At 62.8% G+C, this 14807-nt stretch carries 15 protein-coding genes; 7 read left to right on the forward strand and 8 right to left on the reverse strand.

Annotation, left to right across the window (positions count from 1 at the left end; genetic code table 11):
• Window positions 1-260 precede the first annotated feature (260 nt).
• Window positions 261-1592 (reverse strand): dihydroorotase, encoded by a 1332-nt coding sequence (locus O6760_RS00175; RefSeq protein ID WP_269583476.1) that lies wholly within the window; start codon window positions 1590-1592, stop codon window positions 261-263.
• 184 nt (window positions 1593-1776) lie between these two features.
• On the opposite strand from O6760_RS00175, the gene ygfZ reads away from it, so the two are divergent.
• The 5 genes from ygfZ (at window position 1777) to O6760_RS00200 (ending at window position 6375) form a co-directional block, all read left to right on the forward strand.
• Window positions 1777-2667 (forward strand): CAF17-like 4Fe-4S cluster assembly/insertion protein YgfZ, encoded by an 891-nt coding sequence (gene ygfZ / locus O6760_RS00180; RefSeq protein WP_269583477.1) that lies wholly within the window; start codon window positions 1777-1779, stop codon window positions 2665-2667.
• Between the two features lie 25 nt (window positions 2668-2692).
• Window positions 2693-3355: an HD family hydrolase gene (locus tag O6760_RS00185; protein WP_269583478.1), complete on the forward strand. Its 663-nt coding sequence runs from the start codon at window positions 2693-2695 to the stop codon at window positions 3353-3355.
• A gap of 53 nt (window positions 3356-3408) precedes the next feature.
• The gene (locus tag O6760_RS00190; RefSeq protein ID WP_269583479.1) at window positions 3409-3915 is read left to right on the forward strand and encodes a tyrosine phosphatase family protein; all 507 of its coding nucleotides are present in this window, start codon (window positions 3409-3411) and stop codon (window positions 3913-3915) included.
• A 17-nt stretch (window positions 3916-3932) separates the two neighbouring features.
• On the forward strand, window positions 3933-4916 hold the full coding sequence (locus O6760_RS00195; protein WP_269583480.1) for an NUDIX hydrolase: 984 nt from the start codon (window positions 3933-3935) through the stop codon (window positions 4914-4916).
• 289 nt (window positions 4917-5205) lie between these two features.
• Window positions 5206-6375 (forward strand): cell wall hydrolase, encoded by a 1170-nt coding sequence (locus O6760_RS00200; protein WP_269583481.1) that lies wholly within the window; start codon window positions 5206-5208, stop codon window positions 6373-6375.
• Between the two features lie 22 nt (window positions 6376-6397).
• On the opposite strand, the gene O6760_RS00205 is transcribed toward O6760_RS00200, so the two are convergent.
• The 6 genes from O6760_RS00205 to dctP form a co-directional block, all read right to left on the reverse strand.
• Window positions 6398-6901 carry a YqhA family protein gene (locus tag O6760_RS00205; RefSeq protein WP_269583482.1) on the reverse strand — a complete coding sequence of 168 codons (504 nt, stop codon included), beginning with the start codon at window positions 6899-6901 and terminating at the stop codon, window positions 6398-6400.
• Window positions 6902-7003: 102 nt separating this feature from the next.
• Window positions 7004-8521 carry a malonate--CoA ligase gene (locus tag O6760_RS00210; RefSeq protein ID WP_269583483.1) on the reverse strand — a complete coding sequence of 506 codons (1518 nt, stop codon included), beginning with the start codon at window positions 8519-8521 and terminating at the stop codon, window positions 7004-7006.
• A gap of 3 nt (window positions 8522-8524) precedes the next feature.
• The gene (locus tag O6760_RS00215) at window positions 8525-9784 is read right to left on the reverse strand and encodes a malonyl-CoA decarboxylase (protein ID WP_269583484.1); all 1260 of its coding nucleotides are present in this window, start codon (window positions 9782-9784) and stop codon (window positions 8525-8527) included.
• Window positions 9781-11097, reverse strand: a complete 1317-nt coding sequence (locus tag O6760_RS00220; protein WP_269583485.1) for a TRAP transporter large permease — start codon at window positions 11095-11097, stop codon at window positions 9781-9783. The genes O6760_RS00215 and O6760_RS00220 overlap by 4 nt, the downstream gene beginning before the upstream one ends.
• The gene (locus tag O6760_RS00225; protein WP_269583486.1) at window positions 11097-11645 is read right to left on the reverse strand and encodes a TRAP transporter small permease; all 549 of its coding nucleotides are present in this window, start codon (window positions 11643-11645) and stop codon (window positions 11097-11099) included. Before O6760_RS00225 ends, O6760_RS00220 begins: the two co-directional genes overlap by 1 nt.
• 67 nt (window positions 11646-11712) lie before the next feature.
• Window positions 11713-12702: a TRAP transporter substrate-binding protein DctP gene (gene dctP / locus O6760_RS00230; RefSeq protein ID WP_269583487.1), complete on the reverse strand. Its 990-nt coding sequence runs from the start codon at window positions 12700-12702 to the stop codon at window positions 11713-11715.
• A 133-nt stretch (window positions 12703-12835) separates the two neighbouring features.
• Between dctP and O6760_RS00235 the strand changes: the two genes are divergently transcribed.
• On the forward strand, window positions 12836-13492 hold the full coding sequence (locus O6760_RS00235) for a GntR family transcriptional regulator (RefSeq protein ID WP_269583488.1): 657 nt from the start codon (window positions 12836-12838) through the stop codon (window positions 13490-13492).
• Between the two features lie 12 nt (window positions 13493-13504).
• Here O6760_RS00235 and O6760_RS00240 read toward each other — a convergent pair whose 3' ends face one another.
• Complete coding sequence (locus O6760_RS00240) at window positions 13505-14134, reverse strand: hypothetical protein (protein WP_269583489.1); 630 nt, start codon at window positions 14132-14134, stop codon at window positions 13505-13507.
• A 135-nt stretch (window positions 14135-14269) separates the two neighbouring features.
• Here O6760_RS00240 and O6760_RS00245 point away from each other — a divergent pair, with 135 nt between their 5' ends.
• A complete protein-coding gene (locus O6760_RS00245) occupies window positions 14270-14788 on the forward strand; it encodes a TetR/AcrR family transcriptional regulator (RefSeq protein WP_269583490.1) in 519 nt (172 codons plus the stop codon).
• Window positions 14789-14807: the final 19 nt, after the last annotated feature.

Below are 14807 nucleotides of genomic sequence, written 5' to 3' on the forward strand. Positions count from 1 at the left end.
GGCGGCACCGGCAAGGCTCGTGAAAGCCCGCGCGCGCCTGTTACGTCCAATATTTCTTACCGAGAACATCCCTGAGCTCCCCAACGCATAACCCAATAAGCTCTACTCAAAATCTAACCGAGACCTGTGTAGATCGGGTTAGGAAACACGGTTACTCATTGGTTTCCTTCACCCTTTCTCAAATGTCATCGCACATTAGCCAGCTTCGGGATGTTATTCACATCACAAATTGTACGCTACGGTACCGGTCCGTGACCCGTTCAGCGTTTCAATCCATCCTGAAACAGCACCGCTTCCCCCCGTGACGGCGTCGACAGTTCACCGTCCCACATGACGCGCCGGCCGCGAACCATGGTGCCGACCGGCCAGCCTGTGACTTCCTTGCCGTCATAGGGCGTCCAGCCGCATTTGGAGGCGATCCACTCGTTGCGGATGGTCTCGGTGCGCTTCAGGTCGACGATCGTGAAGTCGGCGTCATAACCGACCGCGATCCGGCCCTTGCGCGCGGTCTGGAACAGGCGCGCCGGACCGGCGCTGGTCATGTCGACGAACCGCGCCAGGCTGAGGCGCCCGGCATTGACATGATCCAGCATGATCGGCACCAGCGTCTGCACGCCGGTCATGCCGGACGGAGACGCGGGATAGGGTTTCTGCTTTTCCTCAAGAAGGTGCGGCGCGTGGTCGGAGCCGAAAATGTCGAGAATGCCCTGGCTCAGGCCCCACCACAGACGCTCGGAATGCCGCGGCGCACGCACGGGCGGATTCATCTGCACCAGGGTACCGAGCCGGTGATAGGCCTCATCGGTCAGGGTCAGATGGTGCGGGGTCACCTCGATCGAGGCCACGTCCTTGTGATCGATCAGGAAGTCGACTTCCTCGGCCGTCGACAGGTGCAGGATATGGATCTTGGCACCGGTTTCGCGGGCGATTGAGACGAGACGCTGCGTACAGGTGAGCGCCGCGATCTCGTCGCGCCAGATCGGGTGCGAGCTCGGATCGCCCTCGACCCGTTCCCCCTGGCGTTCGCGCAGGCGGAACTCGTCCTCGGAGTGGAATGCTGCGCGGCGGCGGGTGACGGAGAGGATCTCCCTCACGCCCTGGTCGTCCTCGACCAGGAGATCGCCGGTGGACGACCCCATGAACACCTTGATGCCCGCGGCGGCCGGCAGGCGCTCAAGCTCCGGAATGTCCTTGACGTTGTCGCGCGTGCCGCCGACCCAGAAGGCAAAATCGCAATGCATGCGGTGATGACCGCGCCTGACCTTGTCGGCGAGCGCGGCCTCCGAGGTGGTCAGCGGATTGGTGTTGGGCATCTCGAAGACCGCGGTCACGCCGCCCATCACCGCGGCGCGCGATCCCGATTCAAGGTCTTCCTTGTGATCGAGGCCCGGCTCCCGGAAATGGACCTGGGTGTCCATGACACCGGGCAGGACATGCAGGCCCGTGCAGTCGATCACCTCGCCCGCCTGCGAGGCATCGAAAGAGCCGATGCCGGCAATGCGTCCGTTGCGGATGGCAACGTCGCGAAGCCCCTCCCCGTCCTGATTGACCACGGTTCCGCCTTTCAGGATCAGGTCATAGGTCTCGCTCATGGGGCTCCTCCACTCGGATTGGGACAGGGGACTGATTGTTTCGAACGCGCTTATACGCGCCCCCCGGGCAAAGGGCCAGATCGTTTAGACCTCAAAGGATCAGGCTTCTTGCCCGCCGTCGCCAAAGCCCCTATGTGGCACAGGGGAAACCTGGCGCCCGCCATCAGCTTTCAAGGAGTCTTCCGTGCCGTCACCATTCTTTGCCCACCTGAGCGACCGCGCGCTGATCCGCGTCGGCGGCCCCGAAGCGCAGCATTTCCTGCAGAACCTGGTGACGGCGGATATCGACGAAGTCGACCGGGAGGGCGCACGCGCGGGCGCCCTCCTCACGCCCCAGGGCAAGATCCTGTTCGACTTTCTTCTCTACAGGAGCAGTGACGGCTATCTGCTGGACACGCCCGCCGCAACCGCCCCCGATCTCCTGAAACGGCTGACCTTCTACCGGCTGCGGGCGAAGGTGGAGCTGGAGCTGCTGGGTGACGACACCGGCGTGGTTGCCGTGTGGGGCGGCAGCGCCGACCTGCCGGACACGCTTGCCAGCGTGCACGACCCGCGCCTTGCGGCTCTCGGACAACGGCTGGCCGGATCCGTCTCCGCAATTCGGGAAGGCCTTGGCGGACCGGATGCGGGGCTCGACGCCTATGACGCGCATCGAATCCGGCTCGGCGTGCCGGAAGGCCTCAAGGACTTCGACTATTCCGACATCTTTCCCCATGACGCCGATCTCGACCAGCTTGGTGGCGTCTCCTTCACCAAGGGCTGCTATGTCGGCCAGGAGGTGGTGTCGCGGGTCCAGCACCGGGGCACGGCGCGCAAGCGTTTTCTCCAGGTGGAAAGCACGGGCCCCCTGCCGGCTCAGGGCAGCGACATCACAGCCGCGGGCAAATCGGTCGGTGTCCTGGGATCCTCCACAAGCGTTGGCGACCGGACCTTCGGACTTGCCTTGCTGCGTCTTGACAAGGCCGCACAAGCCAAGGAAAACGGCAGCCTTCTTCAATGCGGTGACGCGGAGATTCTGGTCAGGCTGCCCGACTGGGCGACCTTCACATGGCCGGAGCCGGACACCGCGAACTGAAACCGCGTTTTTGAACCGAGGCCCGATGCCCGCCGCCCGTTCCGACCAGCCGCCGCGCGCCTGGCAGCGCATGTTGTCCGGAAGACGCCTCAATCTTCTGGATCCCTCGCCGCTGGACGTGGAGATCTCCGATATCGCCCATGGCCTGGCCCGTGTCGCGCGCTGGAACGGCCAGACCTATGGCGACCATGCCTTCTCGGTGGCGGAGCACTCGCTGGTCGTGGAAGACATCGCCCTGATGCTGAAACCCGACCTGCCGCCACACTGGCGCCTGGCGGTGCTGCTGCACGATGCTCCTGAATATGTCATCGGCGACATGATCTCCCCCTTCAAGGCGGTGATCGGCGAGGCCTACAAGGCGGTCGAGGCACGACTGCAGGGTGCGATCCACCTGCGCTTCGGCCTGCCGGCGGAAATCCCACTCACGGTCAAGAAGCTGGCCAAGCGCGCCGATATCATCTGCGCCTATTTCGAAGCCGTCGAACTGGCGGGATTCGATGATAACGAGGCCGGAAAGATCTTCGGCCGCCCGCGCGGCTTCCCGCTCAACAGCGAAGGCAAATTGCGGTACGGACTGGAACCCCTGCCCGTCAAAATCGCCCAGGACAGGTTCATGGAACGCTTCGAGGCCATCGAGGCGCTGCGTGAAGCTGGGAACAAAGCAAAAAGCCGTTCCGCAAACGGGTGACGTTGACGGCGAATAACCCTAGTTTACTGGCAGATACAATAACCGGTTCTGTCATGCTGCACGTCTGCTCCCTGTCCAAACTGCCCGAGACGGTCGCTACGACCGGCGCAAAGTCCCTTGTCACCCTGATCAATGCGGAATTGAACGTGCCGACCCCGGACGGCATCGCTCCCGAGCGGCACCTGAACCTCTCCTTCAACGATATTGTCGACCCCGTGGAAGGACTGATTCCGGCCAGCGAGCAGCATATCGAGGCCTTTCTTGCCTTCATCCGGGACTGGGACCGGAAGGCACCGCTGATCATTCACTGCTGGGCGGGCATCAGCCGGTCGACGGCCGGGGCCTATGTCGCTGCCTGTGCCCTAAACCCGGATGCCGACGAGTACCAACTGGCGGCCCTGCTGCGCGAGCGCTCGCCCTCTGCGACCCCCAATGCCCGCATTGTCGCCATGGCGGACAAGATGCTGGCCAGGGACGGCCGCATGATCGATGCCATCCGCGAAATCGGCCGCGGAGCGAATGCCTATGAAGGCACGCCATTTGTCATGCCGATCGAATAGGGAGACGCGGAGCGACCATGCCCCACAGGCAAGCCAGTATCGAAATCGGACTGAACGCGGTCATTGTGTCCGTGGCCGATGGCTTGCCCCAGATCGTGCATGTGAACGACACCGGCGACGGCACACTCGACAGCCTGCCATTCGGCCCTTTCGATCCCATCCGGCACCGCACTTTTGAAATCGGGCTGCGGACCTGGGTGGAAGACCAGACCGCACTGAGACTGGGCTATGTCGAACAGCTTTACACATTCGGCGACAGGGGCCGGCACCGGGTTACGGGAGACGAGGGGCCGCACGTGGTCTCGGTCGGCTACCTTGCCCTGACCCGGCAGACGGCGGACTCGGAAAACATGCTCGCCCGGCACAACTCCGCCTGGCGGTCCTGGTATGACTACTTTCCCTGGGAGGACTGGCGGACCGGCCGGCCCGGCCTTCTGGACAGGGAGATCCTGCCCGCGCTCGACCGGTGGGCCGGGGAACCGCCGCAAGCGGGGGAACCGCCCCGGCCGCTCAGCCGCCAGGAACGGATCCGGCTGGCGTTCGGCACCGAGGCTGCCAGCTGGGACGAGGAACGTGCGCTGGAGCGCTATGAACTGCTCTACGAAGCCGGGCTGGTTGCCGAGGCCCGCACAGACGGCCGGCCCGCGGCGCTGGATCGCGGCGCCCTTCCCGCCCTTGGCGTGCCGATGGGGTTCGATCACCGCCGTGTGCTGGCGACGGCGATTTCCCGATTGAGAGGAAAACTGAAATACCGGCCGGTCATCTTCGAATTGATGCCGGAAGAATTTACCCTGACAGAGCTTCAGACCTCCGTAGAGGCCATTTCCGGACGCCACCTGCACAAGCAGAATTTCCGCCGCCTGGTGGAAAACGCGGATCTCGTCGAACCGACCGGGGCCACGTCGACGGCCACGGGCGGCCGTCCCGCCGCCCTGTTTCGATTCCGCCACCAGCTGATGAGCGAGCGCCCGGCTCCCGGCCTGCGAGTCGGCGGCCGCTGACCCGGCCAGCGCGGCAACTCCTTCGTATTAGTAACCATAATCAGCATCACAACATCGGAATGCTGCACGAAATTCCGCGATTTCTATTCTTATTAACGCTCTTTCAAGGTTAAGCGGACATCTTCAATTTCGACGTTGTCGTTTACACGACGTTCACTCTGATCCTCCCGTGTGTCCGGGCAGGTGTGTACCGAGTTGGAGTTGGCTGCGTATGTCTGGCCCTAAGTCCCGCAACAGAAAGCGGTTTTCTTCAAAAGTGACTCAGGATTACGGCCCGGTCCGCGCGCGCATGCGCCGGATCAGATATGTTCTCATCGCCTGTCCGCTGGCCTGGCTCGGTCTCGGCGGTTCGGTCGGCAACCAGGATGTCGTCGATCTTGTGAACGCGCGTTCGCAGGAAACGCCGCGCTGGATGATGACACTCGCGCATGCGAGCTACACCTCGACGCTCACGCCGAACCTGGCGCTCGGATCGACGCCGGTTCCGGACCCCAACACGGCACCGGTTCTGACGCTGAACTCTTCCGACAGGAATTTCGAGGCCCGGCCGGTTGTCGGACTTGAAGAGGTCGTGCGCAGCTCACGGCCAACCGAGATACCGGACGAGATCGCCACGAACACGAGCGCCAAGGGCGACCGGCTGATCACCATGGCGCCGGACCGCCAGATGGTCGACCGCGCCTCGGGCAATCTCTACGCCATGTCGAGCCTGATCTCGACGGAAAAGAAACACGAGGACCTGCCCCGCGTCGCCTTCGTCAAGGCCGAGCCGCTCAATGCCAAGGAAACGTCCCAGCTGGCCAAGGCCCGCAAGGACGGCCTGCTCGAGGATGGGCCGCTCGACCTGCAGAAGGTGATGATGGCCCGCAACGCGGCGGCCGCCAGTTTCTCCCTTGTCTCCGCCTATGCGCCCGACAGCGTCAAGGAGACGAAGGAGCCGTTCGACGCCCTGTTCGGGGCAGCCAAGTACGAACAGGAGATGCCGCCTCCGGAAGACCCGGAGAACCCGCACTGGTGGGCGCAGGTGCCCCTGCCGCTCTCCGTCGGCACCAAGAAGGAACAGCGCTGTCTTGCCGAGGCGATCTATTTCGAAGCCCGCGGAGAAAGCGAGGACGGCCAGGTTGCCGTTGCCCAGGTGGTACTGAACCGGGTCAAGAACCCGTCCTATCCGGATTCGATCTGTGGCGTCGTCTACCAGAACAAGCACCGGCGCAACCGGTGCCAGTTCTCCTTCGCCTGTGACGGTATCAAGGACCGGATTTCCAGCCCCGCCGCCTGGAAAACCGCTCAGCGTCTTGCAAAGGACGTCACCGACGGCAAGCGTTTCTCCAAGATGGTCGACGCCTCGACCCACTACCACGCGACCTATGTCAATCCGCGGTGGGCAAAGGCCATGGCCAAGCGTGGCCAGGTCGGGCTGCACATCTTCTACAAGACCTATGCGGGCGGCTGGAACTGACCGGGACGCCCTGGTCTCCCGGTCAATCGCTGGACCTGAACACGTTGGTGACCACGTAGGTCGCCAAGAGGATCAGGTGAAAACCGAAGAGCGCCGCGACCTGAAGCGGCGACGTCTGCGAAAATTCCAGAAGCTCGCTCAGCACATGGATCGACGAGATGATGATGATCGTCGACACGATCCTGTGTTTCATCCGCCGGTAGGCCTGTTCCCCCTGCTGGATATAGTCGTCCCCATGCACCGATTTCTTCAGAAGGAATGTGTTGTAGGTGTTGGTCGCCACCATGATCAGCAGGTTGGCGATAAAGACCATGTCGAGCAGGTTGAGGATCAGCAGGATGGTTTTCTTGCGGTCCAGGAACTCGAAGGTCCGCATGGCATCAAAAATGTCCAGAAAGAAAGTGAAGAGGAACAGCACCATCGCGATGGCAAGGCCGACCAGCATCGGCACCTGCGCATAACGTGTCAGCCTGATGACCATGTCGGACGACTGGGCCTTGTCCGGCCCGTTTTGCTGTTCGCTCATCACACCGCCTCTGAACCTGATATCCCAGAGCTAGCATGAGCATGGAACCGAAACCAACCGAAACCTCTCGCGCCGCAGCGTCGCGAGAGGGATCGGCGGATCTCAGGCCGTTTCAAACACATCCTTGAACTGCTCGCGCAGGACATTCTTCTGCACCTTGCCCATGGTATTGCGCGGCAGGCTGTCGACCAGGATGAGTTTTCTGGGGTGCTTGAAGCGGGCGAGCGACGCCCCCGCAACCTGAAGAACCGCTGCAAGATCCGGCTCTTCCCCGGCTTCCGGCACGACAAGGCCGAGGACCGTTTCCCCGAAATCGGCATGCGGCACCCCGACCACGGCGCTTTCCCGGACGCCCGGCTGGGCATCCAGGACCAGCTCGATTTCCTTCGGATAGATGTTGTAGCCGCCGGAGATGATCAGGTCCTTGTTGCGGCCGACAATATGGACATAGCCGTCCGCATCGATCTTGCCGAGGTCACCGGTGATGAAGAATCCGTCCTCCCGCAGCTCCGCCGCGGTCTTTTCCGGCATCTGCCAGTAGCCCGTGAAGACATTCGGGCCGCGGACCTCGATCTGACCGACGGTTTCCGCCGGCAGCGCCGCCCCCGTATCGGGATCGGTGATCTTGAGTTCCACGCCCGGCAGCGGGAAACCGACGGTCCCGGCGCGGCGTTCCCCCTCATAGGGGTTGGATGTGTTCATGTTGGTTTCGGTCATGCCGTAGCGTTCCAGGATACGGTGGCCGGTGCGCGCCTCGAACTCCTTGTGGGTGTCGGCGAGCAGCGGCGCACTGCCCGAAATGAACAGCCGCATGCCGCGTGTCAGCTCGGCGGTGAACCGGTCATCCGAAAGCAGACGTGTGTAGAAGGTCGGCACGCCCATCATCGTCGTTGCCTTCGGCATCAGTTCGATCATCGCGTCCAGGTCGAATTTCGGCAGGAACAGCATCGCTCCGCCCGCCGCGAGCGTCACGTTGGTGGCGACGAACAGCCCGTGCGTATGGAAGATCGGCAGCGCATGCAGCAGCACGTCGCCGTCGGTGAACCGCCACAGCTCCGCCAGCGTTGTGGCGTTCGAAAGCAGGTTCGCCTGGGTCAGCATCGCCCCCTTGGAGCGGCCCGTCGTTCCGGAGGTGTAGAGAAACGCGGCGAGATCGTCCGGCGCGCGCTCGACGGTCGGATACTGCGTTGGCATGGCCGCCGCCTGTTCCGTCAAGCTGCCGGTTTCATCGGCGTTCAGCGTCTCGATCCTTGCGCCGAGAGCGTCCGCAACAGGTGTCAGCAGGGCCTCGCTGCCGGCGTCGCAGACCACGGTCTTCGCGCCGCTGTTCTCGATGAAGTAGCTCAGCTCGTCGACCGTATAGGCCGTGTTGAGCGGCAGGAACACGATGCCGGCCTGCGCGCAGGCCGCGTAGAGCGCCAGTGCGGTCGCAGATTTCTGCACCTGTGCCGCCAGCCGGTCACCCGGCTTCATCCCGTTCCGTGTCAGGACATGGGCGATCTGTGCGGCTCTTTCCAGGAAGGCCGCGTGGGTGAGGACCGACCCATCCTGAAAGATCAGAAAGGGCGTGTCCTTGCCCGCATGCTGTCCGAACAGCTGGTCGTAAAGAGGATTGCTCATCAGTCAGGCTCCCACAGCAAGAGCGTTGTCGGCGACGGCCGCAGACAGCGACCGGATTTCGGGGGAAGAGGCGATGGACCGGTTGGAGGCGAAACCTTCGTGGTTCTGCGTCACCTTTTCCAGGTCGTAGAGGTAGTTGACCATCACGCCCGCGGACTGTTCCTGTCCCTTGTCGGAAAGGTCGGCCCCGGCATGGACCTGATGGACCAGGGCACCATTGCCGAGATGGAAGCGGGCAACCGGGTCAAGGGGCAGGCCGTCCCTTCGCTTGGCGGTCATCAGGTAACGCGCGGCCAGCCCGCGCATCGTGTCGTTGTCGGCCGGGTCGTAGTCGATGCCTTCAGCCGCCAGCCAGCGCGTCAGTCCGGGGATCGGCGACAGCGTGACGAAGGTCTTCAGGCCCGGCAGCTCGAGGGCGAGATCGGCGGCCACCTGCTTGATCAGCGAATTGCCGAAGGAAATGCCCGCAAGGCCGGCCTGGCAATTCGAGATGGAATAGAAGACGGCGGTGTCGGCGGTTTCCGCCTCGATCATCTCCCTGTTTTCGGCCAGGAGCGCCTGCACCGATCCGGGCACCCCCTTGGTCAGGGCGACTTCGACAAAGATCAGCGGCTCGTCCGGCATGACCGGATGCAGGAACGCGAAGCAGCGCCGGTCCGCAGGCTCCAGCCGTCTCCTGAGGTCGTCCCAGCTGTCGATGGCGTGAACGGCCTCGTAGACGGTAATCTTTTCCAGAAGCCGGGCCGGGCTTTCCCAGCTGATTGGCCTGAGCACAAGAAAACCGCGGTTGAACCAGCTGGCAAACAGGTGCCGGAAATCCAGGTCAAGCGCCTGCAACGCGTCCTCTCCCCCGCTGAGACGCAGGAGGTCCTCCCGCATGCCGACCAGGACTCTGGTGGCGTCGGGCACCTGGTTGAGCCGCCGGATCAGTTCCTGGCGAGGTGGCTCCACCGCCGCCAGGAAGCTCCGGTAGCTGGCCTTTGACTGGCCCTGTTCGTAAAGCTCAAGAGCGGACCGGACGTCCTTGGCGGAGACGGCCAGGCCGGTGGCCAGATAGCGGAAAAAGTCCAGTTTCTCCGCATCCGTCATCGCCTCGTAGCGGCTCAGGATCTGCCGTGCCATGGTCACGCCCGAGACTTCCCCGGTTGCCCCGATCAGGTCGGTGACGAGGGCCTCGATCGGCCGCCCGTCGACACTGTCTGAAGCTTTCGAACGGTACCTGCGCTCGAAGACGGTCGTCAGCAGGTCTGCCAGAAACATCACACGCGTTCTCCCATGACGACATCCGGCAGCCAGGTCGCAAGCTCCGGAAAGAGGCACAAAAGGACGATCGCCAAAACCATGCAGGCAACGAACGGCAACGACCCTGTCAGAATGGTCTTCAGCGAAATGTCCGGGGCAATGCCGTTGATGACGTAGAGGTTGAGGCCGACAGGCGGCGAGATCAGGCCGATTTCCATGTTGATGGTCAGCACAACCGCGAACCAGATCGGATCGAAACCCGCGGTCGTGATGATCGGCAGCAGGATCGGCGCGGCCATCAGGATCACGGCGACCGGCGGCAGGAAGAAGCCGGCGATCAGCAGGAAGACATTCACGGCCACCATCAGCACCCAGCGATTGACGTCGAGCGTTCCGATCCATTCGGCAATCGCCTGGGTGATGAACAGCGACGACAACATGTAGGAGAACACCCCGGCAGCAGCGATGATGAACAGGATCATCACGCTTTCCTTGGTGCTGTCGCGCAGGACGACCCAGAGCGCCGAGGGATTCCACAGCTTGTAGATGACAATGGCGATGAGCAGACACAGAAGCGCACCGACAGCGGCCGTTTCCGACGGGGTCGCGATGCCGCCATACATGGCGTAGAGCACGCCCAGGATGATCGCCAGGAACGGAAGCACCCGCGGCAGGATCTCGAATTTTTCCGCCCAGGAATAGCTGCCCGCGCTCAGAACGCCGGCATTGCCGCTTTTCCAGGTCGAATAGAGCGACCAGGCCATGAACAGGCCCATCAGCATGAAGCCCGGGATCACGCCGGCCAGGAACAGCCGGCCGATCGAGGTCTCAGTGGAAATGCCGTAGACGATCATGGTGACGGAGGGCGGGATCAGGATGCCGAGCGTTCCGCCGGCGGCGATCGATCCGGCGGCAACACCGTCCGGATAGCCGCGCTTGCGCATCTCGGGAATGCCCATCTTGCCGATGGCGGCGCAGGTCGCGGGTGACGAGCCGGACATGGCGGCAAACAGCGCGCAGGCGCCGAGATTGGAAACCACCAGACCGCCGGGCACCCGGGTCAGCCAGCGTTCCAGCGCCTCGTAAAGGTCCGCCCCGGCCCGTGTCGAGGCAATCGACGCGCCCATGATGATGAACATGGGGATCGACAGAAGTGCGAAGTTGTCGAGCTTGCCGAACAGGATTTCCGGCATCAGCTCAAGGGAACGGGCGCCGTCGAAGATGATCAGGAAGCCGGCGGAGACGATCAGCAGTCCGATGGCAACCGAGATGCCGGAAAACAGGACCAGGATGGTGGCGACGGCCACCAGGAGACCGAGAAGAAGCGGATCCATTACAGGTCCTCCAGGCCAAAGGGTTTGTCGACGCCCGTCAGGACCGCGATGAAATCGGCGACCAGCTGCAGCAGCAGCAATCCGAAGCCGATCGGGATCGAGAGGTAGGGGATCCACAGCCGGACACCCCAGACGGTGTCCGAGGTCCAGCCGCGCGAGAAGGCGAAGTGCCAGTATTCAAAGCCGTAGAAGAGCATCACCGCGATGATCGCAATCGAGGCGGTGAGTGTCAGGACTGCCAATCCCCAGCGCGCGCGCGGCGACAAGGACAGGGGAAACAGGTCGACATTCACATGGCCACGCAGGCGCTGCACGTAAGGCAGTCCGACCAGCGTTGCCGCGATCACCAGGTAGATGACCGCCTCGGTCTGCCAGATGGTGGATTCGTTGAGCACGAACCGGACGAAGATCATCTGGCAGGTAATGGCGACCGCGATGACGATCATGGCCGCAGAACACCAGCCCGCCAGCGTGGAGATCGCCGCGACGGTGCGTAAGAAGGGGTTGTTACCGGCATGCGCAACGGCAGCCGAACTGTGGCCCGCCATGGGTCACTCCTTAGAAAACCTGGGGAACAAAGCCGGGGCGGCCGAAGCCACCCCGCACTCAAGCTGATCAGTCGACCGACAGGGCCTGGTCGAGCAGTTCCTGCCCGTTGGGGGTCTCGTCGACAAACGCCTTGTAGGACGTCTTCTTTGCCAGCTCCCGCCAGGCATCGAATTCGGCCTGGGTCATCTCGGCAATCTCTACGCCGTTCTCGCGGAAGACTTTCGCCGAGGCCGCGTCCTGCTTCTTGGCCTCTTCGAGATAGTAGGCCTGGGCTTTCGCCGCGCCGTCGCGCAACGCCTGCTGCTGGGCTTCGTTCAATCCCTCGAAAGTGGACTTGTTCATCAGGAGCGGCTGGTACATGAACCAGAGCGCGTATTCGCCGGCCGGTGTATAGCAGGACACCTGCTCGTAGATGCGGTAGCTGACGAAGGACGAGGACGAGGTGTTTGCGGCATCGAGCACGCCGGACTGCATCGCATTGTAGATTTCGGAAGACGCCATGGAAGCGATCGACGCCCCTGCTCCGGCCAGCATCTGCTCAAACGCCTTGCCGGCGGCGCGCGTCTGCAGGCCTTCCATGTCGTCCGGCGACGTGATGCACTTGTCCTTTCCGGCAAAGCCGCCGGCCAGGTAGCCATGCACCAGCACCATGACGTCGTCACCGGCCATGATCTCCTCGATCGACTCCATGAAGGGGCTCTCGTTGAGACGCGCGGCGTGATCGTGGTTCTTCACCAGGCCCGGCATCAGGGTCAGGTTGTAGGCCGGCTGCTGGCCGCCGGCATAGCTGAGCGGCAGAACCGTCATGTCCAAGAGGCCGCGGCTGAGCGGCTTGTACTGCTCCCGCGGCTTCAGCAGGGATTTTGACGGAAAGATCTTGATTTCGAGGTCGACGTCGGCCGCGGCGACTTCGTCGGCGACCATCTGCGCCACCTTGTGACGCACGTCGCTGGTGGACCACTGATGCGACAGGCGAAGTTCGGCGGCGCCCGCAGACATGGTGCCGGCAAGCAGCAGCGCGGTGGCCGCGGCGGAAACGGATTGTTTGATGTTCATGTTTTCCTCCCTGGAAAGTCCGGTTTGAGCCCGGAACCCGATCTTACGCTCAAGATATGTTTTTTTGTCAAGCGTTTTTGTATACAAGAACGAAAATATTGCGCGCAAAATACCCTTGTGCTAAAGGCGAAACATGGAGAGAAAACGTTCCGACCGCATTGCGGATGCCCTTGAAGGTTTGATTTTCGACGGCACGTTCGCCGATGGCGACAGGCTGGACGAAGTTCAGCTGGCAAGCCGTTTTTCAGTCTCGAGAACACCGGTTCGCGAGGCCCTTCAAAGGCTTGCCCAATCCGGTCTTGTCGAGCAGATCCCGCGCAGGGGCGTGTTTGTCCGCCAGCCGGGGCCGGTGGAACTGATCGAGATGTTCGAGGTCATGGCCGAACTGGAGGCCGTCAGTGCAAGGCTGGCTGCCTCGCGTATCTCCGACAAGGCCCTTGCCGACCTCCACGCCGCCAACGAGCGCTGCAAGCTTGCCGTCGAGGCGCTGGACACGGACGGGTATTACCGCGAGAACGAGCAGTTCCACGCCATTTTGTACCGGCAGTCCGGCAACGGCTTCCTGGAGCAGGAATGCCTGCGTCTGCAGCGGCGGCTGCAACCGTTCCGGCGCGTTCAGCTGCGTGTGCGCGGCCGCATGAAACAGTCGATGTCCGAACACGAGGCCATCGTTGCGGCCGTCGAGGAAGGCGACGGCGACAAGGCCGCCAACGCCATCCGTCAGCATGTCTCCGTCCAGGGAGAGAAATTCCACCACCTGATGGCCAACCTCCGGCCGGCCGCCGAGTAATTTGTTCCCGTCCTACCGAGCCTGCAAGGACAGGCTTTCCGGCCTGGATGCACCGGTTTTAGGTGTCCCGCTGCTGCCGATCAGCCCGCTCCAGAGAAGCCAGGCCGCCAGCAGGCTCCAGACCGCTATCAGGACATGGAGAACCGTGAGAACCGAGGCATCGGCGGATGCGCCTCCACCGGATGCGCGGTAGAGCACGGCAACCCCGAAGAATGCCCCCAGCCCGACAAAGACATGGCCGGCAACCAGCACGAGGAGGGGCACAAAAGCCCCCAGGGCCCCGATGGCGCCGATTCTGCGCACCGTGCCGTTTCGGTGCAGAAAGGCGATCGACCAGAACAGAACCGCCAGAAGGATCGAAAAGACATAAAGAAGCACAAAGGCGGACTGGCTGGCACCTTCCGGCCCGAGGCTTGCCTGCAACTTCGCAAAAACCGCAAGCGCCAACGCCAGAAGTCCGGCCCTGTTGAGAGGCTTTCGGGAGCCCATTTCGTCCGCCAGGCACCATGCGCCAAAGGCGGTTATTCCAAGCGCCAGGAGGTTCAGCGCGGCCAGATCCGTTGAGACTGTCCCGAGCAGGACCTGTCCAAGGGGTCCGGCAACCAGTGCGCAGGCACCAACGCGTGCATTGAGTGTCGTCATGGCTCTTTCCTGTTGTTCGTGTCGCGGGAAAGCTACAGTATCGGCGCGGCGAAGATCCGGGACGACCGGGGAAGGTTGTCCGGGACTGGACAGAACAGGGCAATTGTCCGGAAGAATTCATTGGAGGCGCGGCGCATGAACCGACAGACAGCGAAGACACGCGCGGCCATCAGCCAGGCTTTCAACGGCCTGGTGTTTTCAAGGCGTTACGACGAAATCCGCATGACGGATATCGCGTCGGCGGCAAATGTCGGGCGTTCGACGCTCTATCAGCACTACCCCGACAAGGACTCCATCCTCATTGCAAACATGAACTGGGTCCTGCATGGCCTGCTCCAGGCAACACGCGGCCCGGCCGGTCACGCGGTCGTCCAGGAGGTCCTCGATCACATCTGGGATCACCGGGCGCAGGCCCGCCACATCCTTTTCGGCGCGACGGGCGAGAAACTTGAAAGCGCTCTTGCCGACGCCGTTTTCCAGACGAACGGGACCACATCCGCTGCCGAGATTCCGGCGATCTTCACGGCCAACCAGGTGGCGGCGGTCGTCTTCTCAAGCTTGCGGTCCTGGCTTCGCGCGGAAGCGTCCTGCCCGCCTTCGGACCTGGCGCAGAACCTGTGCCGAATATCAGTTGCCCTAACGGGAGCGCGGTAAAACCGCGATCATTTCCGCC

Source organism: Roseibium sp. Sym1 (assembly GCF_027359675.1).
Taxonomy (GTDB): domain Bacteria; phylum Pseudomonadota; class Alphaproteobacteria; order Rhizobiales; family Stappiaceae; genus Roseibium.

Bases quoted from the DNA above. Each gene is read 5' to 3' on its own strand.
- O6760_RS00205 (WP_269583482.1), bottom strand. From the start codon at position 6,901: ATGAGCGAACAGCAAAACGGGCCGGACAAGGCCCAGTCGTCCGACATG.
- O6760_RS00235 (WP_269583488.1), top strand. From the start codon at position 12,836: ATGGAGAGAAAACGTTCCGACCGCATTGCGGATGCCCTTGAAGGTTTG.
- O6760_RS00195 (WP_269583480.1), top strand. From the start codon at position 3,933: ATGCCCCACAGGCAAGCCAGTATCGAAATCGGACTGAACGCGGTCATT.
- O6760_RS00175 (WP_269583476.1), bottom strand. From the start codon at position 1,592: ATGAGCGAGACCTATGACCTGATCCTGAAAGGCGGAACCGTGGTCAAT.
- O6760_RS00245 (WP_269583490.1), top strand. From the start codon at position 14,270: ATGAACCGACAGACAGCGAAGACACGCGCGGCCATCAGCCAGGCTTTC.
- O6760_RS00200 (WP_269583481.1), top strand. From the start codon at position 5,206: ATGCGCCGGATCAGATATGTTCTCATCGCCTGTCCGCTGGCCTGGCTC.
- O6760_RS00225 (WP_269583486.1), bottom strand. From the start codon at position 11,645: ATGGCGGGCCACAGTTCGGCTGCCGTTGCGCATGCCGGTAACAACCCC.
- O6760_RS00210 (WP_269583483.1), bottom strand. From the start codon at position 8,521: ATGAGCAATCCTCTTTACGACCAGCTGTTCGGACAGCATGCGGGCAAG.
- O6760_RS00190 (WP_269583479.1), top strand. From the start codon at position 3,409: ATGCTGCACGTCTGCTCCCTGTCCAAACTGCCCGAGACGGTCGCTACG.
- O6760_RS00185 (WP_269583478.1), top strand. From the start codon at position 2,693: ATGCCCGCCGCCCGTTCCGACCAGCCGCCGCGCGCCTGGCAGCGCATG.
- O6760_RS00240 (WP_269583489.1), bottom strand. From the start codon at position 14,134: ATGACGACACTCAATGCACGCGTTGGTGCCTGCGCACTGGTTGCCGGA.
- dctP (WP_269583487.1), bottom strand. From the start codon at position 12,702: ATGAACATCAAACAATCCGTTTCCGCCGCGGCCACCGCGCTGCTGCTT.
- O6760_RS00220 (WP_269583485.1), bottom strand. From the start codon at position 11,097: ATGGATCCGCTTCTTCTCGGTCTCCTGGTGGCCGTCGCCACCATCCTG.